Origin of the sequence: Pseudogemmobacter lacusdianii (genome assembly GCF_030848395.1) — a bacterium.
Lineage (GTDB): Bacteria > Pseudomonadota > Alphaproteobacteria > Rhodobacterales > Rhodobacteraceae > Pseudogemmobacter > Pseudogemmobacter lacusdianii.
The window spans coordinates 16,049-41,748 of sequence record NZ_JAVDBT010000014.1 but is presented as its reverse complement, the minus strand read 5'-3'; the positions used below and the strand labels follow the sequence as shown (position 1 = coordinate 41,748).

23 protein-coding genes and 1 tRNA gene are annotated in these 25,700 nt (G+C 62.6%); 10 read left to right on the top strand and 14 right to left on the bottom strand.

The genetic code is table 11. From position 1 onward, the window contains the following. Positions 1–72: 72 nt before the first annotated feature. On the bottom strand, positions 73–1,488 hold the full coding sequence (gene gltX, locus Q9295_RS14385) for a glutamate--tRNA ligase (RefSeq protein ID WP_306681267.1): 1,416 nt from the start codon (positions 1,486–1,488) through the stop codon (positions 73–75). A 145-nt stretch (positions 1,489–1,633) separates the two neighbouring features. Here gltX and Q9295_RS14380 point away from each other — a divergent pair, with 145 nt between their 5' ends. Then, the gene (locus Q9295_RS14380; RefSeq protein ID WP_306681266.1) at positions 1,634–3,721 is read left to right on the top strand and encodes a ComEC/Rec2 family competence protein; all 2,088 of its coding nucleotides are present in this window, start codon (positions 1,634–1,636) and stop codon (positions 3,719–3,721) included. On the opposite strand, the gene lexA is transcribed toward Q9295_RS14380, so the two are convergent. The 7 genes from lexA to Q9295_RS14345 all read right to left on the bottom strand — a co-directional run bounded on the left by lexA (position 3,715) and on the right by Q9295_RS14345 (position 9,330). Continuing rightward, positions 3,715–4,425, bottom strand: a complete 711-nt coding sequence (gene lexA / locus Q9295_RS14375) for a transcriptional repressor LexA (protein ID WP_306681265.1) — start codon at positions 4,423–4,425, stop codon at positions 3,715–3,717. The genes Q9295_RS14380 and lexA overlap by 7 nt on opposite strands. Positions 4,426–4,539: 114 nt before the next feature. Continuing rightward, entirely contained in the window at positions 4,540–5,703 is a 1,164-nt protein-coding gene (locus Q9295_RS14370; RefSeq protein ID WP_306681264.1) for a molybdopterin molybdotransferase MoeA, read from the bottom strand. Continuing rightward, the gene (gene moaC / locus Q9295_RS14365) at positions 5,700–6,188 is read right to left on the bottom strand and encodes a cyclic pyranopterin monophosphate synthase MoaC (protein WP_306681263.1); all 489 of its coding nucleotides are present in this window, start codon (positions 6,186–6,188) and stop codon (positions 5,700–5,702) included. Before moaC ends, Q9295_RS14370 begins: the two co-directional genes overlap by 4 nt. Beyond that, positions 6,185–6,997 carry an indole-3-glycerol phosphate synthase TrpC gene (trpC, locus tag Q9295_RS14360; protein ID WP_306681262.1) on the bottom strand — a complete coding sequence of 271 codons (813 nt, stop codon included), beginning with the start codon at positions 6,995–6,997 and terminating at the stop codon, positions 6,185–6,187. Before trpC ends, moaC begins: the two co-directional genes overlap by 4 nt. A 68-nt stretch (positions 6,998–7,065) precedes the next feature. Further along, on the bottom strand, positions 7,066–7,722 hold the full coding sequence (locus Q9295_RS14355) for a uracil-DNA glycosylase (RefSeq protein ID WP_306681261.1): 657 nt from the start codon (positions 7,720–7,722) through the stop codon (positions 7,066–7,068). Beyond that, positions 7,715–8,728, bottom strand: a complete 1,014-nt coding sequence (gene trpD, locus Q9295_RS14350; RefSeq protein WP_306681260.1) for an anthranilate phosphoribosyltransferase — start codon at positions 8,726–8,728, stop codon at positions 7,715–7,717. Before trpD ends, Q9295_RS14355 begins: the two co-directional genes overlap by 8 nt. After that, positions 8,725–9,330: an aminodeoxychorismate/anthranilate synthase component II gene (locus tag Q9295_RS14345; RefSeq protein WP_306681259.1), complete on the bottom strand. Its 606-nt coding sequence runs from the start codon at positions 9,328–9,330 to the stop codon at positions 8,725–8,727. The genes trpD and Q9295_RS14345 overlap by 4 nt, the downstream gene beginning before the upstream one ends. Positions 9,331–9,556: 226 nt before the next feature. Here Q9295_RS14345 and Q9295_RS14340 point away from each other — a divergent pair, with 226 nt between their 5' ends. Next, the gene (locus Q9295_RS14340; RefSeq protein ID WP_306681258.1) at positions 9,557–11,173 is read left to right on the top strand and encodes a divergent polysaccharide deacetylase family protein; all 1,617 of its coding nucleotides are present in this window, start codon (positions 9,557–9,559) and stop codon (positions 11,171–11,173) included. Positions 11,174–11,391: 218 nt separating this feature from the next. Here the strand turns inward: Q9295_RS14340 and trpE are convergent, their stop codons facing one another. The 6 genes from trpE to fabI all read right to left on the bottom strand — a co-directional run bounded on the left by trpE (position 11,392) and on the right by fabI (position 18,144). Continuing rightward, the gene (gene trpE, locus Q9295_RS14335) at positions 11,392–12,903 is read right to left on the bottom strand and encodes an anthranilate synthase component I (RefSeq protein WP_306681256.1); all 1,512 of its coding nucleotides are present in this window, start codon (positions 12,901–12,903) and stop codon (positions 11,392–11,394) included. Next, positions 12,900–14,786, bottom strand: a complete 1,887-nt coding sequence (locus Q9295_RS14330; protein WP_306681255.1) for a peptidylprolyl isomerase — start codon at positions 14,784–14,786, stop codon at positions 12,900–12,902. Before Q9295_RS14330 ends, trpE begins: the two co-directional genes overlap by 4 nt. Before the next feature lie 105 nt (positions 14,787–14,891). Then, positions 14,892–16,085: an aminotransferase gene (locus Q9295_RS14325; RefSeq protein WP_306681254.1), complete on the bottom strand. Its 1,194-nt coding sequence runs from the start codon at positions 16,083–16,085 to the stop codon at positions 14,892–14,894. A gap of 80 nt (positions 16,086–16,165) precedes the next feature. Then, complete coding sequence (gene gpt / locus Q9295_RS14320; protein ID WP_306681253.1) at positions 16,166–16,690, bottom strand: xanthine phosphoribosyltransferase; 525 nt, start codon at positions 16,688–16,690, stop codon at positions 16,166–16,168. A gap of 10 nt (positions 16,691–16,700) precedes the next feature. Further along, on the bottom strand, positions 16,701–17,315 hold the full coding sequence (locus tag Q9295_RS14315; protein WP_306681252.1) for a LysE family translocator: 615 nt from the start codon (positions 17,313–17,315) through the stop codon (positions 16,701–16,703). 4 nt (positions 17,316–17,319) lie between these two features. After that, positions 17,320–18,144, bottom strand: a complete 825-nt coding sequence (fabI, locus tag Q9295_RS14310; RefSeq protein WP_306681251.1) for an enoyl-ACP reductase FabI — start codon at positions 18,142–18,144, stop codon at positions 17,320–17,322. A 116-nt stretch (positions 18,145–18,260) separates the two neighbouring features. Here fabI and pdxH point away from each other — a divergent pair, with 116 nt between their 5' ends. The 8 genes from pdxH (at position 18,261) to Q9295_RS14270 (ending at position 25,583) form a co-directional block, all read left to right on the top strand. Continuing rightward, positions 18,261–18,890, top strand: a complete 630-nt coding sequence (gene pdxH / locus Q9295_RS14305) for a pyridoxamine 5'-phosphate oxidase (protein WP_306681336.1) — start codon at positions 18,261–18,263, stop codon at positions 18,888–18,890. A gap of 110 nt (positions 18,891–19,000) precedes the next feature. Beyond that, positions 19,001–19,543, top strand: a complete 543-nt coding sequence (locus Q9295_RS14300) for a cold-shock protein (RefSeq protein ID WP_306681250.1) — start codon at positions 19,001–19,003, stop codon at positions 19,541–19,543. Between the two features lie 53 nt (positions 19,544–19,596). Continuing rightward, a complete protein-coding gene (locus tag Q9295_RS14295) occupies positions 19,597–20,079 on the top strand; it encodes a DUF192 domain-containing protein (RefSeq protein ID WP_373457469.1) in 483 nt (160 codons plus the stop codon). 52 nt (positions 20,080–20,131) lie between these two features. Beyond that, positions 20,132–20,208 (top strand) — tRNA-Pro (locus tag Q9295_RS14290). Between the two features lie 660 nt (positions 20,209–20,868). Continuing rightward, complete coding sequence (locus Q9295_RS14285) at positions 20,869–21,615, top strand: outer membrane protein (RefSeq protein ID WP_306681249.1); 747 nt, start codon at positions 20,869–20,871, stop codon at positions 21,613–21,615. 77 nt (positions 21,616–21,692) lie between these two features. Next, on the top strand, positions 21,693–23,255 hold the full coding sequence (locus tag Q9295_RS14280; RefSeq protein WP_306681247.1) for a tetratricopeptide repeat-containing sulfotransferase family protein: 1,563 nt from the start codon (positions 21,693–21,695) through the stop codon (positions 23,253–23,255). A 325-nt stretch (positions 23,256–23,580) separates the two neighbouring features. Further along, complete coding sequence (locus tag Q9295_RS14275) at positions 23,581–24,996, top strand: protein adenylyltransferase SelO (protein WP_306681334.1); 1,416 nt, start codon at positions 23,581–23,583, stop codon at positions 24,994–24,996. A 35-nt stretch (positions 24,997–25,031) separates the two neighbouring features. Continuing rightward, entirely contained in the window at positions 25,032–25,583 is a 552-nt protein-coding gene (locus Q9295_RS14270; protein ID WP_306681246.1) for a helix-turn-helix domain-containing protein, read from the top strand. Positions 25,584–25,700: the final 117 nt, after the last annotated feature.

Sequence of the window (25,700 nt, the reverse complement as noted above, 5' to 3'; positions counted from 1 at the left end):
AAGGCAGCTGCGGCGGGCCATTGGCCAGTGTCGGCCCCGAAGGGCCCAAGGTAAGGCCGGCGAGGGACCGCTTCAGGCAGCCGCGTCCGTCAGCCTTGCAATCGTTTCGTCCCGACCGATGACCAGCATCATGTCGAAGACCGAAGGCGTCGCGGTTCTGCCGGCCAAAGCGGCCCGCAAAGGTGCTGCCAGCTTGCCGAATCCGATGCCATTTTCAGCAGCGACTTCGTTAAGAATGGGCTCCAGCGACTCCTTCGTCCAGCTAACATTTTGCAGGCGCGGCGTCAATGAATTCAGTATACCACGGGATACCAAATCCAAAGCCTCGGCGGCTTTCGGCTCGGGCGTGATCGGGCGCGAAGCCAAGGCAAACTGGCCTTTTTCAAGCAGTTCTGGGAAAGTTTTGGCCCGTTCTTTCAGCACCGGCATGGCCTTTAGCATCAAGGTTTCTTGCGCTTCGCTAAGGGCAGGCTGGTCCGCTGCCACCAGATAGGCCTTCAGTTCATGCAGCAGTGCAGCATCGTCGCCCATGGCGATATGATGGCCGCAAGTGCTTTCCAATTTCTTGAAGTCGAGACGCGCCGGGGCGCGGCCAATGCCGTCAAGGCCGAAGACCTGCATGGCTTCTTCAGAGGTGAAAATCTCCATATCGCCATGCGCCCAGCCCAGCCGGGTGAGGTAGTTGCGCATACCGGCGGCGGGGTAGCCCATCGCCTGATATTCCTCGACCCCGGTGGCGCCGTGGCGTTTCGAGAGTTTCTTGCCGTCCGGCCCGTGGATCAGCGGGATATGCGCCCAAACCGGGACGGCCCAGCCCATAGCGTCATAAACCATCTGCTGGCGGGCAGCATTGTTGAGGTGGTCATCGCCGCGGATCACGTGTGTGACACCCATGTCATGGTCATCCACCACAACGGCCAACATATAGGTCGGGTTCCCATCCGAGCGCAGCACGATCATATCGTCGAGCGTGGCGTTTTGGATCGTCACATCGCCTTGGACTTGGTCGCGGATCACGGTTTGGCCGTCGCGCGGGGCCTTCATGCGGATCGCATAGGGCGCATCGGGATAGGCCGAGGGATCGGCATCGCGCCAAGGCGACAGGAAGACCGGATAGCTGGTGCCGCGCGCCTTTTCCGCCTCGCGGAAGGCTTCGATCTCGGCGGCGGTGGAGAAGCATTTGTAGGCGGTGCCGCGGGCGATCATCTCATGCGCCACCTCGGCATGGCGGTCTTTACGCTCATATTGGCTGACGACATTGCCGTCCCAATCAAGGCCCAGCCAAGTGAGGCCTTTGAGGATCGCTGCCGTCGCCTCGGGGGTGGAGCGTTCGCGGTCGGTGTCTTCGATGCGCAGAAGGAACTTGCCGCCCCGGCCGCGGGCAAAGAGCCAGTTGAACAAAGCCGTGCGGCCGCCGCCGATGTGCAGATAGCCGGTGGGCGAGGGCGCGAAGCGGGTGACGACCGGAGTGTCAGTTGCGGCGGACATGGCGGAGTTAACCTTTCGGTAACCAGGTTCGGAGAGGCTGAGCCGGACCCGGTAGCAACGGGGAGAAGGGGCCGTTTTACGGCAGCAATTGAGCGGCGGTTTAGACGGGAAAGGGGGCGCAAGCAAGGTGCGCGGGGTCTGGGCCATGCTCACGCGTCTGACGGATGCGCTGGAAGGCGCGCGGGGGTTGCTGATGCCCTTTGCCGCAACGGCGATGGGGATCGGCATTGCGACCTGGTTTCAGTGGCCGTCGGAGCCGCGGGGGGCGGTCTATGCGGCTTTCACGAGCGGCCTCGCCTTTGGGCTGGCGCTTTGGCGCTTTGGCCCGTGGCAGGGGCGGCCCTTGGCGGCGGTTCTGAGCCTTCTTTGCCTTGGGTTTTTGCTGGCGGGACTGCGGGCGCAGATGATGAGCGCGCCGGTGTTAAGCTTTCGCTACTATGGCCCGGTTGAGGGGCGGGTGGTCGAGATGGACCGCTCCAGCTCGGACGCGTTGCGGCTGACCTTTGATGAGGTGGTTTTGCGCGACATGGCGCCGGAGCGGACGCCCAAACGGGTGCGGATTTCGCTGCGTGGGGCACAGATGCACGACCCGCAACCCGGCGAGACTTTGATCCTGACCGCGCATCTGGCCGCGCCGCAAGGCCCGGTGGAGCCGGGGGGCTTTGACTTTCGCCGCATGGCTTGGTTTCAGGGCTTGGGCGCGGTGGGCTATACCGGCAGTCCGGCCTTGCTGCTAAAGTCGCCCGAACCCTTTGAGGCCCTGATCGCGCGGATGCGGATGGCGCTGTCGACGGCGATGCGCGCCCATATCCCCGGCGATGCGGGTGCCTTCGCGGCGGGGGCGATGACGGGGGATCGCTCAGGGATAAGCCAAGAGACGGTGCGGGCGCTGCGCGACAGCTCGCTTGCGCATCTGTTGGCGATCTCGGGGATGAATTTGGCGTTTCTGGTCGCCTTTGTGTTCTGGCTGGTGCGCGGCGGCATTGCGCTGGTGCCGATGGTGGCGCTGCGGGTCAATGGCAAGAAGATCTCGGCGGTGCTTTCGCTGGCGGTGGCGGGCTATTACCTGCTGCTCTCGGGGGCGAATGTGGCGACCGAGCGGGCTTTTGTGATGGTGGCGGTGGTGCTTATGGCGGTGATCTTGGACCGCCGCGCCATCACCTTGCGCACGGCCGCGCTGGCGGCGATGCTGCTGCTGGCCTTGCGGCCGGAAAGCCTGATGGAGCCGGGGTTTCAGATGTCCTTTGCCGCCACAGTGGCGCTGGTGGCGGGGTTTAAGGCCTTAGATCACAAGGTTCTTCTATATGGATGGCCGCGCTGGAGCCTGCCCATCTTCACCCTTGTGGCAAGCTCTGTCTTGGGTGGTTTTGCCACCGCGCCCTATGCGACGGCGACCTTCAACCGCTTTGCTGATTACGGGCTTTTGGCCAATCTTCTGACGGTGCCGGTGATGGGAGCGGTGGTGATGCCGTCGGGCGCGATGGCGGTGCTTTTGGCGCCTTTGGGGCTGGCATGGCTGGCGCTTTGGGTGATGGAGCAGGGCGTGCGCTGGATCCTTTGGGTGGCGCATTGGGTGGCGGGATTGGAGGGGGCGGTCACGATGATCCCGGCTCCGCATGGGGCTGCTTTGCCGCTGATCACTTTGGGGGGGATTTGGCTCATCGCTTGGCCGGGGAGGGCGCGGCTGGCGGGGGCTTTGGTGCTGGCTTTGGGGCTTTTGGTCTGGCCCTTGGCGCCGCGTCCCGACCTTCTGATCGCGGACGACGGGCGTTTGCTGGGGCTGATGGGGCCTGAAGGTCGGGCGCTGTCGCGCGCCACGGGGGGTGGTTTCGCCGCGGAGAATTGGTTGGAAAGCGACGGGGATGGGGCAAGTCAAGCGCAGGCCGCTGAGCGGCCGGGATTTTCGGGGCCACAAAGCGCGCGGCGGTTTTCGCTGGGGGGCTTGAGCGGCGTTGCCCTGCACGGAAAGGCGGCACTTGAGGCCTTAGAGGCGGCTTGCAGCAGCTATGATTTGGTGATCATCGCCGCGCGGGTTGAGGTGCCGCCGCAAGGCGATTGCCTTGTGATGGATGAGAACCGCTTGCGGCTGACCGGCGCTTTGGCGATTTGGCTTGAGGGCGCGCGCTACCGGGTCGAAGCAACGCGCGCGCGGCATCGGCTTTGGGGCGGCAAACCGATGCCGCCCGAGGCTTTGCCGGATCTGAACGCAATCGCGGTGCGAAACGCTCAGTAGCTGCGGATCAGCCCGACCAGACGGCCCTGCACTTTGACTTGGTCTTCCGGCAGGACGCGGGTCTCATAGGCGGGGTTGGCCGCTTCCAGCGCGATCATGCTGCCCTTGCGGCGATAGCGCTTCAGCGTCGCCTCTTGCTCTTCGATCAAGGCCACCACGATATCGCCATTCTCGGCGGTGACTTGTTCCAAGATCACCACGATGTCGCCATCGTTGATCCCGGCGTCGATCATGGAATCGCCTTTGACCTCAAGCGCATAGTGATTGCCGCGACCGGCCAGCATGGTGCCGGGGACGGCGACGTGATGCGAAATTTCAGAGATCGCCTCGATCGGCACACCGGCGGCGATGCGACCCATGACGGGAAGCTCCAAAGCGTGGATCGTTGCGGGGACGGGCGCGCGTGGCGCTGCGGCGGGCGCCTCTTTCTTGCTGCCTTCGATCACCTTGGGCGTGAAGCTGGGCGCTTTATAGCCGGGCCGCTCCATCGCATCGGGGAGCTTGATGATCTCAAGCGCGCGGGCGCGGTGGGCCAAGCGGCGGATGAAACCGCGCTCTTCCAAAGCGGTGATCAAGCGGTGGATGCCGGATTTCGATTTCAGGTCGAGCGCCTCTTTCATTTCATCGAAAGAAGGCGGAACCCCGTCAGTTTCGGTGCGAAGCTTGATGAAGGACAGAAGTTCCAATTGCTTACGCGTCAGCATCATCCATCCCCAGATCGCACTCGTTGATGTAATGTTCTGCCCGTGTTCTTGGTTTGTGTCAAGCCTTTTACAATTGGACGCAATTTTGCCCGCCGCAACTCTAAGCGGAAACGCTTAGAGCGGCAGGTAGGGCACCAGCGCGCCAGCGGGCTGCGGACCATCGCCAAGCGGGCGCAGGAGGAGTGCATTGGCCTCGGTCAGGATGGTGAGGAGCGAGCTGTCTTGTTTCTCAAAGGGCGTGATGCCCTCGGCGGTGAGGCGGGCGCGCATGTAATGGCTGCGGGGGCCATTGGCGGGCAGATCCACGGTGAGCCGGGCCATGGCCTGCACCGGCAGGGGCGCTGGATCGCCTTGCATGGCGCGGATCAGCGGCAAGAGGAAGAGATGCCCGGTGACGATGGCCGAGACCGGATTGCCGGGCAGGCCGAGCATCGCGGCATGACCAAGGCGGCCCGCCATCAGCGGCTTGCCGGGGCGCATGGCGATTTTCCAAAAGGCGGGGGCCATGCCGAGATCGCGGGCAATCTTGCCGACAAGATCATGATCGCCAACGGAGGCACCGCCGATGGTGGTGATGATATCGGCACCCTCAGCCAGCGCGAAGCTTTGCCGCAAGGAGGCTTCACTGTCGCGGGCGATCGGCAGCAAGCGCACCTCGGCGCCTTCGGCCTCGGCCATGGCTTTAAGGGCGAAACCGTTCGAGGCGATGATCTGATCGGGGCGCGGGGTCTCGCCGGGCATGGCAAGCTCATCCCCGGTCATCAGGATCGCAAGGACGGGGCGGCGGGCGACGGGCAGGCGCGGCAGGTTCATTGCCGCCAGAAGGGCGAGGTCGGCGGGGCGCAAGCGGCGCGGGGCGAGCGTGGCTCCGGCGGGGAAGTCGGCGCCGCGCAGGCGGATGTTGCTGCCGCGCTCGGCGTCGGTGAGGGTGATCTGGTCACCGTCACGGGCGATGTTTTCTTGGATGACAACGCCGGTGGCGCCGGCGGGGACCGGCGCGCCGGTGAAGATGCGCAGGGCTTGGCCGGGGGCGAGGGTGCCTGCAAAACCGTGACCCGCGCCGGCCTCACCGATCACGGTGAAGCGCGCGCCTAAATCTGCGGCACCGTTGACGGCATAGCCGTCCATCGCTGAGGCATCAAAGGGCGGCTGATCGGCTTTCGCCGCGACCGGGCGGGCGAGCCAGCGGCCAGCGCTTTGAGCAAGCGCGATCTCCTCGATCTGAACCGGCCCGGCCATCGCCAGAACGCGGGCCTGCGCCTCTTCAACTGAAATCACAGCTTCGCCTCGTAACGCCCTGATTTCCCACCGTCTTTCGTCAAAAGCCGGATGCCGTCGATCTGCATCGATTTCTCAACCGCTTTGACCATGTCATAGATCGTCAGGCAGGCGACGGAGACCGCCGTCAGCGCCTCCATCTCGACCCCGGTTTGGCCGCCGGTCTTCACCGTGGCCTCGACCCGCACGGCCGAGCGGGCGGGATCGGGGGTCAGCTCAAGTGCGACTTTGGTAATCGGCAAAGGGTGGCAGAGCGGGATCAGGTTTGAGGTCTGCTTGGCCGCCATGATGCCCGCCAGACGCGCGACCGAGAGCACATCTCCCTTGGCAGCGCGGCCTTCGGAGATCAACGCCAGCGTCTCGGGCAGCATCACCACATAGCCCTCGGCCACCGCAACGCGGGCGGTGACGGGCTTATCCGAGACATCCACCATATGCGCCGCGCCAGAGGCGTCGAAATGGCTGAGCGGGTTCTTGTCGCTCATGGCCGGCCCGAGGCGGTCAGCGGTTGGGCAAGGATGTCGCGGGTGGCGGCGGTCACATCGGCTTGGCGCATCAGGCTTTCACCGATGAGGAAGCAGCGCGCGCCATAACGGGCGAGATCGGCGAGATCGGCGGCGGTGAAGAGGCCGCTTTCGGCGACGATCAGGCGGTCTTCCGGCACGCGTCGCGCCAGATCGCGGGTGGTGTCGAGGGTGATGTCGAACGTGTGCAGGTTGCGGTTGTTGATGCCGATGAGCGGCGATTTCAGACGCGCGGCGCGTTCCAGCTCTTCGCGGTCATGGACCTCGATCAGCACATCCATGTCATGTGCGAAGGCAGCCTCCTCCAGCTCGGCCGCTTGGGCATCGGACAGCGAGGCCATGATGAGAAGGATACAATCGGCATGAAGCGCGCGGGATTCGGTGATCTGATAGGTGTCATAGATGAAATCCTTGCGCAGGCAGGGCAGCGAAACCGCCTCATGTGCTTGGGTCAGGAATTCATCCGCACCTTGGAAGCTGGGCGTGTCGGTCAGCACCGAAAGGCAGGTGGCGCCGCCTTCTTGATAGGCGCGCGCCAGCTCGGCAGGATTAAAATCTTCGCGGATCAGACCCTTAGAGGGGCTGGCCTTCTTGATCTCAGCGATCAGACCATAGCCAGTGATCGCGGCTTCTTGCAGCGCGCGGGCAAAACCTCGGGGGGCAGGTGCGGCTTTGGCAGCCTCTTCCACGGCAGAGAGCGGGCGCGCGGCTTTGCGGGCGGCAACCTCTTCCAGCTTATAGGCTTTGATGCGGTCAAGAATGGTGGTCATGGCGTCTCCTTCGGCCCCCGGCGCAAGGGGCCGTTTTGTCCTAGGGTGACGGCGCGGAAAAGGGAAGTCTAGAGGGACCAGTCGATTTCCGGCGCGCCTTGTGCGGCAAGCCATTGATTGATGGCCGAGAAGGGGCGCGAGCCGAAGAAACCGCGATAGGCTGAAAGCGGCGAAGGGTGCGGGGATGTGAGCCAAAGGTGCCGCTCGCTGGGCAGTTTGGCGCAGAGTTTCTGCGCAGGCGCGCCCCATAAAAGGAAGGCGCGCGGGCCATCGGCGGCGGTGGCGGCAAGGATTTCTTGGGTGAGGCTTTGCCAGCCAAGCGCTTTATGGCCCTGCGGTTGGCCCAAGGGCACGCTGAGGACGGGGTTTAAAAGCAGCACACCTTGCCGCGCCCAAGCGGTGAGGTCTCCACTTTGCCGGGTGATGCCGGTGTCTGTGGCAAGCTCGGTCAGGATGTTGCGCAGGGAATCGCGCGGGGCTTGGCCGGGCGGGAAGGAAAAGGCGAGCCCGGTGGCGCGGCCGGGCGTGGGATAGGGGTCTTGGCCAAGGATGACCACGCGGACGCTGGGGCGCGGGGTCAGTTCCAGCGCGCGAAAGAGCAACTCAGGCCCCGGTTGCCAATCGGGCAGGGCTTTGAGCTTGTCCCAAAGCGCCGGCCAGCGGCCATCGCGGAAGAAGGGCAGATCCGCCCAAGAGGCGGGCGGATCAGGCGGGGTTTCAGCCATGCGTCAGGCGGACGAGCGCGGCCAGTTTGGCCTTGGCAGCACCGCTGTCGATCGATGAGCGCGCCATCTCGACACCCTCTTTCAGATCCAAAGCGTGATCGGCCACCACCAAAGCAGCGGCGGAGTTCAAGAGAACCGCATCGCGGTAGGCCCCTGATGCGCCATCCAAAAGCGCGCGCAAAGCCACCGCATTCTCAGCCGGGGTGCCGCCCATCACTTGCTCAAACGGATGGACAGGCAGGCCTGCATCCTCGGGCGCGATTTCAAACTCGGTCACCTTGCCATCTTCTAGGGCTGCCACCTTACTGGGGTAGGCGATGGACAACTCATCCGTGCCATCGCCGCCATGCACCAGCCAAGCTTTGGTCGAGCCAAGCGCCAACAAAGTCTCGGCCATCGGGCGGACCAATTCGGCGGAAAACGCGCCGGTGAGTTGGCGTTTCACCCCTGCCGGATTGGTCAAAGGCCCAAGGATGTTGAAGATGGTGCGGGTGCCAAGCTCGGTCCGGACCGGGCCGACATGGCGGGTCGCGGGATGGTGCATCGGCGCCATCATGAAGCCGATCCCAGCCTCATCAAGGCAGCGCTCCACCACCTCGGCCGGGATCATCACGTTCAGGCCCAACTCGGTCAGCGCATCCGCCGCGCCCGATTTCGACGACAGGTTGCGGTTGCCATGTTTGGCGACCGGCACACCGGCCCCAGCGACCACCAAAGCGGTCGCGGTCGAGATATTCAGAGTGCCCTTGCCATCGCCACCGGTGCCGACGATGTCGATCGCCCCTTCGGGCGCGCGCACTGGCACACATTTCGACCGCATCACCGAGGCGGCGGCGGCATATTCATCCACCGTCTCGCCACGGGTGCGCAAAGCCATCAGGAAGCCACCCATCTGAGCGGGCGTGCCTTGGCCTTCAAAAAGCGCGGTAAAGGCTTGATCCGCCTCGGCCCGGGTGAGCGGACGGCTGGCTGCGGTGCCGATCAACCCTCGCAGAATATCACTCATGCCGCGACGCCCGCTTTGGTGGTGGTGGCGACGCCCGCCGTGGTCAGGAAATTGCGCAACAATTGGTGTCCATGTTCCGAGGCGATGGATTCGGGGTGGAACTGCACGCCTTCGATGATCTTCTCGCGGTGGCGCAGGCCCATGATGGTGCCATCCGCTAGCCAAGCGGTGATCTCAAGACAGTCGGGCAGGCTCTCACGCTCGACCACCAGCGAATGATAGCGGGTGGCTTGGAAGGGCGAGGGCAGATCGCGGAACATGCCGCCGTCTTCGTGGTGCATCGCCCCCATCTTGCCATGCACGATCTCATGGCAGCGGATAACTTTGCCGCCAAAGGCCTCACCAATGGTCTGATGGCCCAGACAAACGCCCAAAAGCGGCACATCCGCCTCGGCTGCCGCGCGGGTCAGCGGCAGGCAGATCCCGGCTTGCGCCGGATCGCAGGGCCCAGGGGAAAGCACAATCGCCTGCGGTTTCAGCGCCAAGGCCTCTTGCACGCTCAGGGCATCATTGCGCACAACCTTCACTTCAGCGCCAAGTTCGCCGAAGTAATGCACCAGATTCCAAGTAAAGCTGTCGTAGTTGTCGATCAGAAGCAGCATCTTGCCGTGTCTCGCCGGAAAGGGGATGAAGCGCCAGACGCCTCGCGCTATACATGGTCAGGTCAGGGCTGGAAGGTCAAGGTGCGCCGGGCAGGGCCGCAAAGGTTCCGGGCACTGAAGATTGACCGACAGGGCCTTGCGGATGCCGTCTGCACGGTGTTTTGAACGGCAAGCCGCGCGGCGCGGGGCTTTGCGATGAAAGTCTGCGATTGGGACGGAGGTTGGGGTGATCGGCAAATTCCTGATGGGCACGGCTATGGGCGGTCTGGTTGGATCGGGCGTGCTGGCTGTTATCTCGGTTGTGGCACCCGGACCGCAACTGGCAGCGCCGCCTGCGCCCGCCGAGGCTGTTGTGGATGGCGCCTCCGAAGCGGCTGCACCCTCGGTGGCTGAACGGCCCGCAGAGGAGCCTGTTGCAGAGGAGCCTGTTGCAGAGGAGCCTGTGGCAGAGGAACTCGCCGCCCCGGATCTGGCCGCTCCGGATCTGGCTGAACAGGATTTGCCCGCGCAAGGTCTGGCTGAGGGCGAGGCGCCATTGGCCGAAGCCCCGGCCACCCCCGAGAGCGTGGCCGAGCTGCCACCGGCTGAGCCTGCTGCGCCAGCTGAGACCGGCCCCGCTCTCGCTGAACCTGCCGAAGCCCCAAGCGTCGTCACAACACCCTCGGCCCCGCCGGCCCTCGCGCCGGCTTTGGAGAGCGACGCCGCTCCCGCCCCCAGCGAAAGCCCCGAAGGTCCGGCCCCTGCGGCAGGAGCCGAGCCGCCTGAACCGCTGGCCGCCACCGCTGAGCTGAACGCCGCGCCCGCGCCCAAGGCGCTGCCCGAGCCGCTTGGCGAGACACCGGCCGCGCAGGATGGCCCAGCCCAGCCGCTGGCCCCGCAGGCGGAAGCTGCGCCGGCGCCCGCAACCGAAGCGCCGCTGCCGCCGCTGACCCCCGAAGAGCAAGACATGCTGGCTCGGATCGCCGAAGAGGGCCCCGAGGCTGCAATGCCCTTGGAGGAGCCGTCGGCCCCGGTGGATACGGATATGCCGCTGGCCGAGCGTCCCTCGACCCTGGCGCCCACACCGGCTTTGCGGGGGTCGGCTGATGCCGTGACCACCGACCGGCTGCCGCGCGTGGGCGATGCACCAGCTCAGGCCGTTGAGGAAGAGGCTGCAGCTCTCGCAGACAGCCGCCCGGTGGCGCTTTATGCCGCCCCCTTCGAGAATCCCGAAGGCAAGCCGCTCTTTGCGATCCTTGTGATCGATGAGGGCAAGCCCGAAACCGACCGCGCGGCTTTGGCGGCATTGCCCTTCCCGGTCAGCTTCGCGCTGGATCCCAGCGATCCCAATGCCGCCGTTTATGCCGAGATCTACCGCGCCGCTGGGCGCGAGGTCGTCATGCTGGCCTCGGCCCTGCCCAAAGGGGGACAGGCCACGGATATCGAAGTGGCGCTGTCGGTCATGAGCCAAGCGCTGCCCGAGGCCGTGGCGGTGATGGACCTGCCGAGCCGTGCCTTCCAAGCCGATCGCCCACTCGCCACACTGGTGGTGCCGGTGATTGGCGCGGCAGGCCGGGGGCTGGTGACGTGGGATCAAGGCCTGAACGCGGCAGATCAAGTGGCCCGGCGCGAGGATATCCCCGCCGCCACCGCCTTCCGCGATCTCGACGGAGCGGATGAATCCGCCCCCGTCATCCGTCGCTATCTCGACCGTGCGGCCTTCAAAGCCGCGCAAGAGGGCCGCGTCACGGTGGTCGGCCGCAGCCGGCCCGAGACCGTGGCGGCCTTGCTTGAATGGGCGATCGAGGGGCGGGCGGCCACTGTTGCTTTGGCACCGCTGACGGCGGTGCTCTCGGCCGACTGAGCGCTCACGACGCAGCGGTCACGGCTGAGCTTCGCGGCGGAGCCTCCGGCGGGGATATTTAAAGACAGAAAATGCACAAAGCGGCGCGCGCTATGGTATTTTCTGTCGAAAAATATCCTCAGGGGGTTTGGGGGCAGAATGCCCCCATCCTGCTCGGCCCAGCCAAAGCGCCAAGGGCTGCCGAGGCATAAGAATGCGGCGGCAGCCGCGCTATTGGATCAGCTGTTGGCGCGGCGGGTGAAGAGGCCGGCGTCTTGCGCGGCGCGGCGCAAGGCGTTGGATTTGTTCACCGTCTCTTGGTATTCCGCCTCGGGGTCGCTGTCATAGACCACGCCGCCACCGGCTTGGATATAGAGCTGCTCGTCCTTCAGCACTGCCGTGCGCAGAGCGATGCAGAAATCCATCTCGCCATTGGCCGCGAAATAACCCACGCCGCCGCCATAGACGCCACGCTTTTCGGGCTCAAGCTCGTCGATGATCTCCATCGCCCGCACCTTCGGCGCGCCCGAGACGGTGCCGGCGGGCAGGCCTGCGAGGAGCGCCGAGAGTGCATCTTCGCCCTCGCGGATCTGGCCCACCACGTTGGAGACGATATGCATCACATGGCTGTAGCGCTCGATGATAAACTGCTCGGTCGGGCGCACGGTGCCCATCTTCGCAACCCGGCCCACATCATTGCGGCCAAGGTCGAGAAGCATCAAATGCTCAGCCAGCTCTTTCTTATCGGCCAGAAGATCCAGCTCTAAGGCCTTGTCTTCTTCGGGCGTCGCCCCGCGTTTGCGGGTGCCGGCGATCGGGCGCACGGTCACTTCGCCATCGCGCAACCGCACGAGGATCTCGGGGCTGGCGCCGACGACTTGGAAGCCGCCGAAGTTGAAAAAGAACATGAAGGGCGAGGGGTTGGTGCGCCGCAAGGAGCGGTAAAGCGCCAAGGGCGGCAGCGGGAAGTCGATGGTCCAGCGCTGGCTGGGCACCACTTGGAAGATGTCGCCCGCGCGGATGTAATCCTTGGCCTTCTCCACCGCAGCCTTATAGCCTTCATGGGTGAAGTTCGAGCGCGGCTCGCCGACCAGAGCCGAGCCGCTCAGATCGCGGCTGGCGGCGGCGGGCGCGCGGTCCAGATCGCGCAAAGCGTCCATCACCCGCTCGGCCGCTTGCGCATAAGCCGCGCGCGCCGAAAGTCCCGAAGCGGCCCAAGCGGGGGCGACCACGGTGACTTCACCCTTGACCCCATCCAGCACCGCCACGACCGAAGGCCGCATCAGCACCGCATCGGGCAGGCCGAGCGGGTCGGGGTTCACATTGGGCAAATGCTCGACCAGACGGATCATGTCATAGCCGAGATAGCCAAAAAGACCCGCCGCGATCGGCGGCATGTCTTCGGGCATGGTGATGCGGCTTTCGGCGATCAGCGCGCGCAGCGTGGTCAGCGGATCGCCTTCCAGCGGTTGGAAGGCCGCCGCATCAAACCGCGCCTCGCGGTTGATCTCAGAGGCGGTGCCGCGGCAGCGCCAGATAAGATCGGGCTTCATGCCGACGATGGAATAGCGGCCACGGATCTCGCCGCCGGTCACTGATTCCAGCATGAACGTGTCCGAGCGCGCTTCGCCCAGCTTCAACATCAAGCTGACCGGCGTGTCCAAGTCAGCTGCCAACCGGGCGTGGACGATTTGGTTCTCGCCCTTGGCCCAGCCTTGTTCGAAGACCTCAAAAGAGGGTTGCAGCATCATTGTAGGCTCGTATTCACCGCCGAGATGGCGTTTTGGTCGATGTTCATCGGGGTGGCGTTGATCAGCGCTGTGGCATAGGCGTCGAAGAGATCGCCCGCCAAAGCCTGCTGGATCTGTGCCGCGATGCTGGCCTTCAGTGCCTCGGCATCCGGGCCGGTCTCGGCGGCCGGGGTGACGGCATTCAACTGCACCACGGCTACAAAATCGCCCTCTTCGATCACGCGCAATTCACCCGGCTGCATCTCGAAAGCGGCGGTCACAAGCGCTTGCGGCGCATCTGGAACCGTGCCGCTGCGTGCGATTTCCGGGGTTTGGTCGACGATGCCTTGGGTGCCCAAGGAGGCGCCGCCTTCGACCGCGGATTTGATCTCGATCGCGCGGGCGGCGAGGGCGGTTTTCAGCTGGTTGGCGGCAAAAGCCTCGGCCACTTGGTCGCGGACCTCGGCAAAGGGGATCGGTGCTGCGGGAACATCTTCGATGAAGCGCAAAGCGGCCACGCCGCCATCATCAAGCAGGATGGCTTCGGGGAAATCGCCAGCCTGAGCGGCATCGGCGGCGGTGCGGAAGGCGGCATAACCGGCAATGCCTTCGCCGCCTTGGGCGCCCGGCACATGGTCGAGCGTGGCATAGGTCATGCCCGCTTCGGCCACGAGTTCTTCCAGATCGGCGCCACCGGCAAGAAGATCGTCGATGTGATCGACTTTGTCGGCGATCTCGCGGCGGGCCGCTTCGGCTTGGCTCTCGGCGGCAAGTTCGGCGCGGGCTTCTTCAAAGCTGACATTCTCGCCGGGCAGAAGCCCGTTCACCCGGTAAAGCGCCGGGCCAAGCGCGCTTTCGCCCGCCACAACCGCACCTTCGGCGCTGGCGAAGACAGCGGCGCCGGCGGCGCCCAGCTCGGCTTCCGAGATATCGCCCATGTCGATATCAACAAGCTCGAGCCCGCGTTCGGTGACCAAGGTCTCAAAGCTTTCGCCTGCGTCCAAGCGGGCTTTGGCGGCATCGGCCGCGGCTTGATCGGGGAAGACCAGACGCTCGACCAAGCGGCGCTCGGGCTGGACATATTCGGCGATGCGCGCGTCATAAGTCGCCCGCAAAGCGGCCTCATCCACCGGCTGATCTGCGGCGATATCTTCGGGCAGCAACGCTACATAGCCGATGCGCTTGGACTGCGGCTTGGTGAAATCGGCAATATTGGCATCATACCAAGCTTGCAGATCGGCCTCATCGGCTTCGGCCAAAGCGGCGATCAGATCGGCTTCGCTGAGGCGGATGGTCGAGAGGCTGCGGCGCTCACCGATGTAGTGGTAGAAGGCGTCCACCATCGCTTGCGGGGCGACAACGCCACCGGCAATGGCACCTTGCAACAGCTCACGCGAGGCGTCGCGGCGCTGGCTGGTCTCATAATCGGCCTCGGTCCAGCCGTTCTGGCGCAAGGTGAAGGCATAGGTCTCGCGGTCAAAGCCACCGGTGATGCCCGAGAAGGCGGGGCTGCGGCGGATATGTTCGGCCACGGCGCCATCGCCGATCGACAGTCCCAAGCGGGCAGCCTCGGCGTCAAGTGCGGTGCGGGTGACCAGCATCGACAAAGCGCGCTGGTCGATGCCAAGCGCGACGGCTTCGCTGGGGCTGATCTGGGCGCCGCCCAATTGCTGCGAGAAGCTGGCCATCTCTTGTTGCAATGCACGCGAATAGTCGCGGGTCGAGATGCTCAGCCCGCCGACAGAACCGATCGAGACGATCGAGCCCGAGAAGCTGGTGGCGCCAAAGCCGCCAAGCCCGACGATGAGCATGCCCATCATGATCCAAGTGGCAACCTGTTGCCCTTTTTTCGGCTTCTTGCGCGGCGTGTCGTCGTCAAGGTCGGGGCGGGCAGAATTGGACATCGGGAACCTGTGCTTTTAAGGTTGCCCGCCTGTCTAGAGCGAAGCCGGACAGGGGGCAAGGCATGAGCGCGAGAGCGGCGCGCACGTCAGCGTGCGCGCGGGCCGTTAGGGGCGGAAGCTGGCGAGCCGGCGGAAGAGCTCGGCGATGCCAGACACGTCGATATTGGCAAAAGCGATGCGGATCTGGCGCTTACCGGCCGGGCTGCCTTCGGGCTGGAACATGGTGCCGGGCAAAGCCAGCACGGCGCAATCTTCGACCAATTGCTTGCACACCGCATCCGAAGCGAGATCGAAAGGATGTTCAACATAGGCGAAATAGGCGCCGCAACCGAGGAGTTTCCAGCCTTGCAGCGCCGAGAAGCCCGAGATCATCGCATCGCGGCGCGACAGGATCTCTTGGCGCTCACCCCCGACCCAAGCGCCAAGGTTCTGCATCCCCCAAAGCGCGCCCATTTGGCCCAGTTGGCTGGGGCAGATCGCCACAGTATCAAGGAATTTCTCAACCTCGGCCAGCCGCTCTTGTGAGGCGACGATCGCGCCGACGCGGTGGCCGGTCAGCCGGTAGGCTTTGGAGAAGGAGTAAAGCTGGATCAGCACCTCGTCCCATGCGGGATCGGTGAAAAGATCATGCGGGCGACCGCCGGTGGCTTGCGAGTGACGGCTGTCAAAATCGCGGTAGGTCTCATCCACGATCAGGGCGAGGCCACGGGCGCGCGCCAGATCGCGGAAGGCGGCCAGCGTCTCGGCGGGATATTCGACACCGCCCGGATTGTTGGGCGAGACCAGTACGATGGCACGGGTCTTGTCTGAGATCAGCGCTTCGCAGGCCGCGACATCGGGAATGAGCGTCGCGCCGGTGTCCAAGGCGACCAGCGAAATCCCCGCCATATCCATCCACATCTTGTGGTTGAAATAGTAAGGCGTCGGCAAGATCACCTCATCGCCGGGACCGGCGAGAGTGGCCACGACCGAGGTAAAGGCCTGATTGCAGCCTTGAGTGATCGCGACTTGATCGGGTCGAACCGCGCCGCCGTAAGCGGCGGACCATTGGCTGGCGATCTCGGCGCGCAGGGCGGGCAGGCCGAGGACGGGGCCGTAAAGATGGGCTTGCGGATCGTTCAGCGCAGCATCCGCGATGGCTTGGCGCAGGCCGAGAGGCGGGCTTTCCACCGGCGCGGCTTGGCTGACGTTAATCAGCGGCTTGTCGGCCGAGAAAGTCTTGCCGGCGATCCAGCGCCGCGCCTCCATCACCGGTGGCGGCTCGGTGGCTGCGAATGCGGGGTTCAGCGGCAAAGTCATGGCAGACCTCAAGGCAAAATAGGAGGATGAAATAAAGCGAAAGGGCGGGACAATGCCCGCCCTTCGGGGCCGTGTAAAGCTTAGTCGGTGCCGCGGAAGGGCTGCACATATTGCAGCGCCATATCCCAAGGGAAGAAGATCCAAGTGTCTTGGCTGACACTGGTGATGTAGGTGTCGGTCTGCTTTTCACCCTCGGGCTTGGCATAGACGCAAGCGAAATGCGCTTTGGGGTAGAGGCCACGGATCAGTTCGAGGGTTTTGCCCGAGTCGACCAGATCGTCGACGATCAGCACGCCCGAACCATCGCCCATCATTTCGGCGTCTGGGTATTTGATCACTTGGGCTTCGCGGCGGTTGTCGGCCTTGCCGCCGCCCGAATGGTAGGATTTGACCGCGATGCTGTCGACCAGACGGATGTCAAGCTCGCGGCTGACGATCATCGCAGGGACAAGGCCGCCGCGGGTGATGCCGACGACCGCTTTCCAAGCGCCGCCTTCGCCCGGACCCTTGCCATCCAGCCGCCAGGCCAAAGCCCGCGCGTCACGGTGGATCTGATCCCAGCTGACATGGAAGCCTTTTTCATGCGGCAAGCGGTCGGGCGACATTGGTCTCTCCTTAGGTGGCGACGATCTTGATCCCAAGCGCGGCCAGCGCCGCCCCGAAGCTGCGATCGATAATGGTCTTCAAACTGATATAACGTGCCCGCGTCTTCTCTAACGAGAAAATGCGGGCGACAAGACTGTTCCAGAGGGTTTCGGCACAGAAAATCACCAAAAGCAGCGCGCCCAGCACCCAATAGGGCGTATCTGCCCGCAAGGTGCCAAGAAAGATCGAGCTGAACATGACGGCTGCTTTCGGATTGGCCAGATTGGTCCACAGCCCCAAACGATAGGCCGCAAGGGCAGAGCGTGGCACCGGACGGCTGTCTTGAGTGACAAAGGGCGCCGATGCGCCCTTCCACAAGTTCCACGCCATCCAGACCAGATAAAGCGCGCCGCCGATCTTCAAGGCCCAAAGCAAGGTGGGGGCGGCGGCGAAGATCAGGTTAAGCCCAAACATCGCCGCGAGTGCCCAGATCACCGCGCCGGTGCCAATGCCCATCGCCAGCATCACCCCGGTGCGAAACCCTTCGGTCAAACCGGTCCGCGCTGCCATCAGCACCGCAGGACCAGGAGAAATCGCGGCAAAAATCACTAGACCTGCGAAGGCTAGAAATGCCGCGATTGTCATGGGATCAGGCGTCCTTCCGGCCCGTCACAATGTCGATATCGGGCGCATCGATCGCCTTCATGCCGACGACGTGGTAGCCTGCATCCACATGCAGGTTCTCGCCCGTGGTGCCCGAACCAAGGTCCGACAGAAGATAGAGCGCGGCCTTGCCGACTTCTTCTTGCGTCACATTGCGGCGCAGCGGCGAGTTCAGCTCATTCCAGCGCAGGATATAGCGGAAGTCGCCGATCCCCGAGGAGGCCAAGGTCTTGATCGGACCGGCCGAGATCGCATTGACGCGGATCCCGTCACGGCCAAGGTCTTCGGCCAGATATTTGACCGAGTTTTCCAAAGCCGCTTTGGCCGGACCCATGACGTTATAATGCGGCATGACTTGCTCGGCACCATAATAGGTCAGGGTCAGGATCGAGCCACCATTCGGCATCATCTGCGAAGCGCGCTGCGCCACAGCCGTGAAGGAATAGACCGAGATGTCCATCGTCAGTCGGAAATTCGCCCGGCTGGTGTCGACATAGCGGCCGCGCAGCTCGTTTTTGTCCGAGAACCCAATGGCATGAACCACGAAATCGATCGTGTCCCATTGCGCTTTCAGGCCCGCAAAGAGCGCATCCAAGCTCTCATCGCTGCCGACATCGCAATCAAACAGCATCGGCGTGCCGAGTTGGGCGGCCAAAGGCTCTACCCGTTTCTTCAAGGCATCGCCTTGGTATGAGAAGGCCAGTTCAGCCCCCTGTGCGGCCAAGGCTTGCGCAATGCCCCATGCAATCGACTTGTCGTTTGCAAGGCCCATGATAAGGCCTTTTTTGCCTGCCATTAGTCCGGTTGACATTCCTGCTCTCCCGCCCATCTTTTCGCTGGTAGCGTTGACGAATAGGCGGAAAGCCGGACTGCCGCAAGGGCGGCTCCGCAGGCTCTTTCGCATCGGAGGATAGAATGGCCGGCGAGATGGACGGATCAGAGATTTTTGCGGGGGCTGATCCCTTCGCGGTGGCGCAGCGTTGGCTGGCCGAAGCAGAGGCCTCGGAGCTCAATGATCCCAATGCGATTGCGCTTGCTACAGTGGATGCGACGGGGCTGCCGAACGTCCGCATGGTGCTTTTGAAGGACATTGAAGCCGAAGGCGTGGTCGGCGGTGTGCCCGAGGGCGCTTTTGTGTTTTATAGCAATTATGGCTCGGCCAAGGCGCAAGAAATGGCCGCCAATGACAAGGCCGCATTCGTTTTGCATTGGAAATCTTTGCGCCGCCAGATTCGGGTGCGCGGTTTGGTCAGCCGCGAAGAGGGGCCGCAAGCGGATGCCTATTTCGCCTCGCGCAGTCTAAAGTCACGCTTGGGCGCTTGGTCCAGCCGCCAATCACAGCCGCTTAACAGCCGAGAGTCTCTTTTGGCAGAAGTGGCAAAAATGACGCTACGACATGGCACTGCGCCAAAGCGGCCCGAGTTTTGGGGCGGCTACCGGATCCGTCCTTTAGAGATTGAATTCTGGGCGGATGGGGCCTTCCGCTTGCATGACCGTTTTCGCTGGAGCCGCGAAGATGTTGGAAAGCCGTGGTCAGTCAGTCGTTTGCAGCCTTGACACAGAGCCTCAGAATATAATTGTTCGCTTGTGTAACTTTTTTCTCTTGAACGTGCGGTGTGAAATCCGCATTCATTTATCAGGGCTTATTCTGGGGAGAAGGCTCTTCTATGACGGAAGATGAAAAGACCCTGCAAGTGTTGCAGGGTCGGGTGAAGTGGTTTGATCCTGCTAAGGGCTTTGGCTTTATTGTATCCGATGGCTCTCATTCAGACATTCTACTGCACGCGAATGTATTGCGTAATTTCGGTCAAAGCTCCGTCGCCGATGGCTCCGGGATTTCGGTCCGAGTGCAACAGACACAACGCGGTGTTCAAGCCGTCGAAGTGCTGAAAATTGATCCACCTGAAGGCATGGTTGTGCCTTTGGGAGAAGAGGCTGGGCTCTTGACGCCCGAAGAACTTTTGGCTCTGCCGATGGAACCCTCGCGGGTGAAGTGGTTCGACAAGGCCAAAGGCTTTGGTTTCGCCAATGTTTTTGGCAAGGCCGATGATGTCTTCATCCATGTCGAGGTGCTGCGCGTCTCGGGCTTTGCTGATCTCGCCTCGGGCGAGGCGGTGGCCTTGCGGATTGCCGAAGGCAAACGCGGACGGATGGCCGTGCAGGTGATCTCATGGGAAGCGGCGCTGCGCGACCGCGAACCAACAGAGTGACGCGGCTTGGCGTTCAGAGCGCGGCGGTCGGGGCGAAGGCCCCGCGCCGAGTTCTGGTGCCAGTTGCACTTTTGCTGGGCCTGAGCTTGGGTTTTTCACTGGGCGGGTATGGTCCGGCGTCTGCAGCCTCGGCTTGTGCGCAGGGGCGCGTAGATCTGCGCTGGGAGGGCGGGTCTGAGCGCTTTGGCGTGGAAGTGGCCGATGATGCGGCTGAGCGTGCGCAAGGATTGATGGGGCGCGCGGCGATGGATCCGGGCCGGGGGATGCTTTTTGTCTATGAGCGTCCGGGGCCGGCGCGCTTTTGGATGAAAAACACGCTCATTCCGCTAGATATCATCTTTGCCGATGCTGCGGGACAGGTCACTCGCGTGCATTCCATGGCAAAGCCCTTGGATGAGACGCCGATCGACGGCGGCGAATCTGTGCAATATGTGCTTGAAATCAATGGCGGTCTGGCCGAGCGACTGGGGATTCGCCCCGGCGCGCAGCTGCGCCATCCGCAGATCGGCCCCAATGCGGCATGGTCTTGCGAATAAAGCTGAAACTGCGCTTTCCCTTTCTGTTTATCCGCGCTATGGGAGCGTTAGTCGGGGCGTAGCGCAGCCTGGTAGCGCGACGGTTTTGGGTACCGTAGGTCGTAGGTTCGAATCCTATCGCCCCGACCATCATTTCGCAGGTGTCTGACCTGCCATTCACTCCCTCCATTTTTCGACTTGGTACCTGTTCGGCCAGCTTGGCCTTACGAACTGGCGCCAGCTTGTCATCGTTTCCATCCCCAGGCAGGGTGAGGCGCGACGCATTTCTCACATGTGGCGGCCGCGTCGCGGCTGAGGCATGCGCATCGTAGCGTTGCAACTTAGGCCGCATTATGAGCTTGTCGCGTCATCCATTGAGGGCATCGCGATCATCTCAGCGGAGCAGATATCTTCGGGGCAGCATTTTAGGTGGGTCGGCTCACCCGCTTGCATCACAAAGGCGTGATCCCTTGGAAAATATAAACATAATCCCACTGAAGTCGTGATCGATAAATGGGTGAGGCTGGCAGTGTCGCGCCGCCAAAAGCGGCGGGAACAGATTCCTTTTGTGGTGATCGACACAAGTCCTAGCCCCAGTAAATCAGCTATTTTGGCAGAATTCGGAACATCAGAACAGCCAAGCCCGCGGCAGCCTGCCGCTCGGTCGATCACGCGCATTGGAGCGACGGTATCGCACTGCGCCGTGTTACATCTCTGCAACCCCTAATTGTGTAAAGGTGGGTGGTGTTGACCTGGGGTGGTTCACTGCAAGGCGCTGTATTTACTAGCGAATCTTGGAGTTATATCTAAATGTCTTACGTGTCTAAATTGGCAATCGCACTTGCGGCTTCGGTTGCTGCTACTACTAGTGCGAGTGCTGGCGGGCTGGCAGAGCACTATGAAGAAGCCGCTCCCGCAAAGGTCTCTGCCGCGCCTGCCTTCTCTTGGGAAGGTTTTTACGTCGGTGGATCGCTTGGTGGTAAGCGCAATCGACTGACTGCAAGTGCCCAAACCTCAGCTGGCGGTATCACTAGCGGTGGTAGTGGGATGGGCAGTGGCAGTGGCAGTGGCAGTGGCTATAGCACTGGCACTGGCTCAGACCCAGTGGCGAGCACGTCCTCGCATTCAGCCTCGGGTATTTCGGCGTCGGTCTTTATCGGCCACAACTGGGACCGCAATGGCTTGGTTTACGGCGTTGAGGGTTCGATCGGGCATGCGAACACCGACATTTTGAGCGGCGAAAATGCGTTTGAGCAGGGCCTGAATGCTGCTCTGCGGCTTCGGGTCGGTACCGCTCTGGATCGCACGTTGCTGTACGTGGCCGGTGGTGTTGCCGCGAGTAAAGTTAAACTCATCAGCGAGGGGGCTAGTGAAAGTGCAACCATGACCGGTTGGACCTTTGGCGCCGGTGCTGAACATGCGTTTACCAACAACTGGCTCGGCAGGATCGAGGTGAATTACAGCGATTACGGGGATCATAGTTTCTCGATCGGTGATGCGCCCACGATCGAACTGGAACAGACTGAGCTCGTTATCGGTCTGGCCTATAAGTTCTAAGGCATAAGTTCTCTTTGGGGCTGCTTCTGTGGTCCCAAAGAGGCAAATAATAACGCGTCACCAGATAAGATGGCTCTATGATCAATGGCATTATGAAGAAGGCTGCCGAGCTTCGGCAGGCGGGGGAGCTTGAAGCCGCGGCAGAGCAGCTATCAGAGGCCGCAATCTCCGATCCTACAAATGTTATTATTTGGCGCGGTCTTGGGGAGGTTCTGCTTGAGCTTGAGCGACCGTCAGAGGCGATCTTATGCTTTGAACGGGTTTTGGCTGGCAAACCGAATGATGCATCCGCGCTCAATGACCTTGGCTTTGCGCATCTCGCAAACCAAAGCTTCGAGTTCGGCTTGCCCTTTTTGCAGCAGGCTGTAGAGCTAGAGGCTGGCAACGTCATATTTCTTGGCAATTTGGCCAATTGCTATCGCGCGCTGGAGCAGTTCGAGGATGAGCGCATCATTCTGGCCAAGGCAAACAAAGCTTCCAGAGGTTCTCAGGAGGTCTTGCTTCGTCAGGCCGATAACTTGGCCATTCTGGGCCAGATTGAGGCGGCTCGAGAGCTTTATGAACGGCTGGCGCGCGATCCGTCCCATAAGGTCGCAGGACTGAGAGGGCTGTGTTACCTTGAGAAGCAATCTGACGGCAGCGCACTTCTGGCGAGGATCGAGGCCACCCTTGCAGAAGAAAGCCGACCCGAGGCCCGCAGGAGCTTGCAGCATTGCGCGTCCAAGTGCCTGATCGAGAGTGGTCAAGCGACGGCGGGCTTTGACCGGGTGATCGCGGCAAAGGCCGAATGGCCTGCCGATTTTGACCGCAATCGTTTTGAGCTTACCATTGCGGCGGCGATGCTTAGCGACAGTCAGCTTCCTCTGGGGCTTTCTTCAAGCGAAGAGCGGCCAATCTTTATCGTTGGCATGCCGCGCTGCGGATCGACCCTTTTGGAGAAGTTTCTGGCCGGTCACAGCAGAATTCACGGCGCGGGCGAACGCTTACACATGCCGCGGATCTCGCGGATGCTTGGATTATACAACGACAAACCAGATGATTTTTTGCAAACCGTTCTTGGCCTGCCGCCCGAAGCTTGGCCAGAGATTGCAGAAGGCTATATGGGGTTGGTGCGGCTGCGTAACGGCCGAAATGACGTGCTGTATGTCGATAAGCTGCTGCACAACTTCTTGAATATCGGCCTGATACTCCGGTTTTTCCCAAAAGCGCGGATAATCCATGCCATGCGGCACCCGCTGGACGCTTGCGTTGCCATTTACACCGCGCCGCTTAAGTCTCAACACCACCCCTATGCCGAGCGACTGGATGACCTTGGCTGGTATTACAAGCTGTATCTCGAACTCATGAGCCATTGGACATCACGCTACCCAGAGGCCATCCTTTCTGTGCGTTATGAGGATGTCGTCAGCGCTCCGGATATGCAGATGCGGCGCGTATGCCAGTTTCTGGGCTTACCTTTCGAGGAAGCCATGCTTGATCACCGGGCGAATGGGCATGTCGCGCAAACGATCTCCAAGTGGCAAGTGCATCAGCCGCTTTATAAAAGCTCGGTGTCGCGCTGGAAGCCGCATAAGGAGAAGTTGGGGCCGATCTTGGCGCATCTGGAAGGTCAAGCGGAGGCGTACAGTCAATCCTCCTGATGACGCCAACTGCACGCGCCTTCGCGATCGACATCGCGAGCAAGAGGCTAATGACGCAGCGCCTGCTTTAAAGGGGGGTGTTGCGCTTCTCGGGGCCGCGTTTTGAGCGATTGTGGTTGGCAGACGGGCGGTAAGTCTCTGGCAGACTTGAAGTTTCTTTGGTTGGAGGCGCGGCATCGGCGTAGGTTCGACTTCTATTGCCGCGACCATTCTGCCCAGAATAGAGATTGAGGCGGAGCTCCACCGCTGCGCTGAGGCTTGCTCTGCTGAAGGGCAAGGGCCTCAAGTGCTTGCCTCAGCGGCGGTGGCTTGCCATATCTGCTTGATGGATTTTCATTTCTCGCACAGCTGGGCCCGCGATTTGCCGGGCATGTATCTGCGTCAAGCGCCCGATGTGGCGCCGGCGCCAAGGCTTTTGGCGCTTAATCAAGAGCTTGCGGAAGAGCTGGGCTTGGATGCGCAGGCGTTACAGCTGGGCGCCGCCGAGTGGTTTTCGGGCGCAAAGCTGCCGCCGGGCGCAGATCCTTTGGCACTGGCCTATGCAGGGCATCAATTCGGCGGCTTCTCCCCGGTCTTGGGCGATGGCCGTGCGCATCTTTTGGGCGAGATCGTCACCCCGCAAGGCGCACGCTTTGATGTGCAGCTGAAAGGCTCGGGCCGCACCGGCTTTTCGCGCGGCGGCGATGGTAAGGCGGCGATTGGTCCGATGCTGCGCGAATATCTGATCTCGGAAGCCATGCAGGCGCTGGGCGTGCCGACGACGCGGGCTTTGGCGGTGGTGGCGACCGGCGAGGACATCCTGCGCCAAGAGGGGCCAGTGCCAGGCGCCGTGCTGGCGCGGATCGCGGCAAGCCATATCAGGGTGGGCAGCTTCCAATTTCTGGCCGCAAGGGGCGAGGTGGATAAGCTGCGCGACTTAATGGATTACACTTTGGAGCGGCATTTCCCCGGTGTCTCGGGGGCCTTGGGGCTTTTCGATGCCGTCGCGGCGCGGCAGGCCAAACTGATCGCGCAATGGATGGGGCTTGGCTTCATCCACGGGGTGATGAACACCGATAACATGGCGCTGTCGGGTGAGACGATCGACTATGGCCCTTGCGCCTTTATGGAAGGCTATGCGCCGGGCACGGTGTTTTCCTCGATCGACCGGCAGGGGCGCTATGCCTATGCCAATCAGCCGCTCATCCTTGGCTGGAATTTGGCGCGGTTGTTGGAGGCCTTGTTGCCATTGATCGATCCCGACAGCGACAAAGCGGTTGAGATTGCCAATGCGCGTTTGGACGGAATCTCGGCGCTGTACGAGGCGGCTTGGGCGGCAGAGATGCGGCGCAAACTGGCGTTGGAGGGCGAGGAGCCGGGCGATGCTGCGCTGGTTGCGGATCTTCTGTCGGCAATGACTGGCGCGGATTGGACGCTGACCTTCCACCGGCTGGCCGGCGCGGTGGAAGGCGAGGGGCTCTTGCGCCCGCTTTTCGAGAATTTCACGGCGATGCAGGCTTGGCTGCCGCGCTGGCGGGCGCGCCTTGGCCGCGATGCGGTTCAGCGTTTGCGCGCTGCAAACCCAGCGGTCATCCCGCGCAACCATCAGGTTGAGGCAGCCTTGCACGCGGCCACCGGTGGTGATCTGCGCCCCTTCCACGCGCTTCTTGCTGCCGTTACCCAGCCCTTTGTCGAGGATGAGCGCTATATGTTGCCAGCGCCATCAAGCTTTGGCCGCTATGTGACCTTCTGTGGCACCTGAACCCGTCTGACCACCGAGCAATAAAGAGACCATCTATGACCCCGCGCTCTGATATCCATGACCGGCTGGCGGCTTCGCTGAGGGCAGCGCGCAAGGCGCGGGGGTTGTCGCTGGATGCGGTGGCGAAGCTCTCGGGCGTGTCACGCTCGATGGTGAGCCAGATCGAGCGCGGCGAATCCTCGCCCACAGTGGCGATTCTGTGGAACCTTACCCAAGCCTTGCAGGTAGATTTCGCAGGGCTTTTGGAGGGGCGGCCGCGCCCCGGCATTGAGGTGACGCGGGCGGGCACGGCACCGATCATCGCGCGGGACGGGGTGACCATTCGCATCCTCTCGCCAGCCGAGGCGGTGGGGGTGAATGAGGTTTACGATTTGCTCTTTGAGCCGGAAGCGGCTTTGATTTCGGATCCGCATAGTCCCGGTTGCCGCGAGCATTTGACGGTGCTGGAAGGCCGGTTGCAGATTGTTTCCGGCACGGATGTCGAGGATTTGGGCCCGGGCGATGTGGCGCGCTATGCGGCTGATCGTGAGCATCGTATCGTAGCCGAGGGGGCTGCGCGGGCGATTTTGATCGTGCAGGGCAGCTGACGACCGACTGAGGCTGGGGTGAGCGGCGGCCGGGGGCCAGCCCCCGGACCCCCGGGATATTTGTAAGACAGAAAATGGAACACATCCGTTTTTGTGGATTCGAATCCGCGATCTTGA

Bases quoted from the DNA above. Each gene is read 5' to 3' on its own strand.
- moaC (WP_306681263.1), bottom strand. From the start codon at position 6,188: ATGAGCGACAAGAACCCGCTCAGCCATTTCGACGCCTCTGGCGCGGCG.
- Q9295_RS14355 (WP_306681261.1), bottom strand. From the start codon at position 7,722: ATGGCTGAAACCCCGCCTGATCCGCCCGCCTCTTGGGCGGATCTGCCC.
- Q9295_RS14325 (WP_306681254.1), bottom strand. From the start codon at position 16,085: ATGACTTTGCCGCTGAACCCCGCATTCGCAGCCACCGAGCCGCCACCG.
- Q9295_RS14345 (WP_306681259.1), bottom strand. From the start codon at position 9,330: ATGCTGCTTCTGATCGACAACTACGACAGCTTTACTTGGAATCTGGTG.
- fabI (WP_306681251.1), bottom strand. From the start codon at position 18,144: ATGTCAACCGGACTAATGGCAGGCAAAAAAGGCCTTATCATGGGCCTT.
- pdxH (WP_306681336.1), top strand. From the start codon at position 18,261: ATGGACGGATCAGAGATTTTTGCGGGGGCTGATCCCTTCGCGGTGGCG.
- trpE (WP_306681256.1), bottom strand. From the start codon at position 12,903: ATGATGCTGCAACCCTCTTTTGAGGTCTTCGAACAAGGCTGGGCCAAG.
- Q9295_RS14330 (WP_306681255.1), bottom strand. From the start codon at position 14,786: ATGTCCAATTCTGCCCGCCCCGACCTTGACGACGACACGCCGCGCAAG.
- Q9295_RS14285 (WP_306681249.1), top strand. From the start codon at position 20,869: ATGTCTTACGTGTCTAAATTGGCAATCGCACTTGCGGCTTCGGTTGCT.
- gltX (WP_306681267.1), bottom strand. From the start codon at position 1,488: ATGTCCGCCGCAACTGACACTCCGGTCGTCACCCGCTTCGCGCCCTCG.
- Q9295_RS14315 (WP_306681252.1), bottom strand. From the start codon at position 17,315: ATGACAATCGCGGCATTTCTAGCCTTCGCAGGTCTAGTGATTTTTGCC.
- Q9295_RS14270 (WP_306681246.1), top strand. From the start codon at position 25,032: ATGACCCCGCGCTCTGATATCCATGACCGGCTGGCGGCTTCGCTGAGG.
- gpt (WP_306681253.1), bottom strand. From the start codon at position 16,690: ATGTCGCCCGACCGCTTGCCGCATGAAAAAGGCTTCCATGTCAGCTGG.
- lexA (WP_306681265.1), bottom strand. From the start codon at position 4,425: ATGCTGACGCGTAAGCAATTGGAACTTCTGTCCTTCATCAAGCTTCGC.
- Q9295_RS14380 (WP_306681266.1), top strand. From the start codon at position 1,634: ATGCTCACGCGTCTGACGGATGCGCTGGAAGGCGCGCGGGGGTTGCTG.
- trpC (WP_306681262.1), bottom strand. From the start codon at position 6,997: ATGACCACCATTCTTGACCGCATCAAAGCCTATAAGCTGGAAGAGGTT.
- Q9295_RS14280 (WP_306681247.1), top strand. From the start codon at position 21,693: ATGATCAATGGCATTATGAAGAAGGCTGCCGAGCTTCGGCAGGCGGGG.
- trpD (WP_306681260.1), bottom strand. From the start codon at position 8,728: ATGAGTGATATTCTGCGAGGGTTGATCGGCACCGCAGCCAGCCGTCCG.
- Q9295_RS14275 (WP_306681334.1), top strand. From the start codon at position 23,581: ATGGATTTTCATTTCTCGCACAGCTGGGCCCGCGATTTGCCGGGCATG.
- Q9295_RS14300 (WP_306681250.1), top strand. From the start codon at position 19,001: ATGACGGAAGATGAAAAGACCCTGCAAGTGTTGCAGGGTCGGGTGAAG.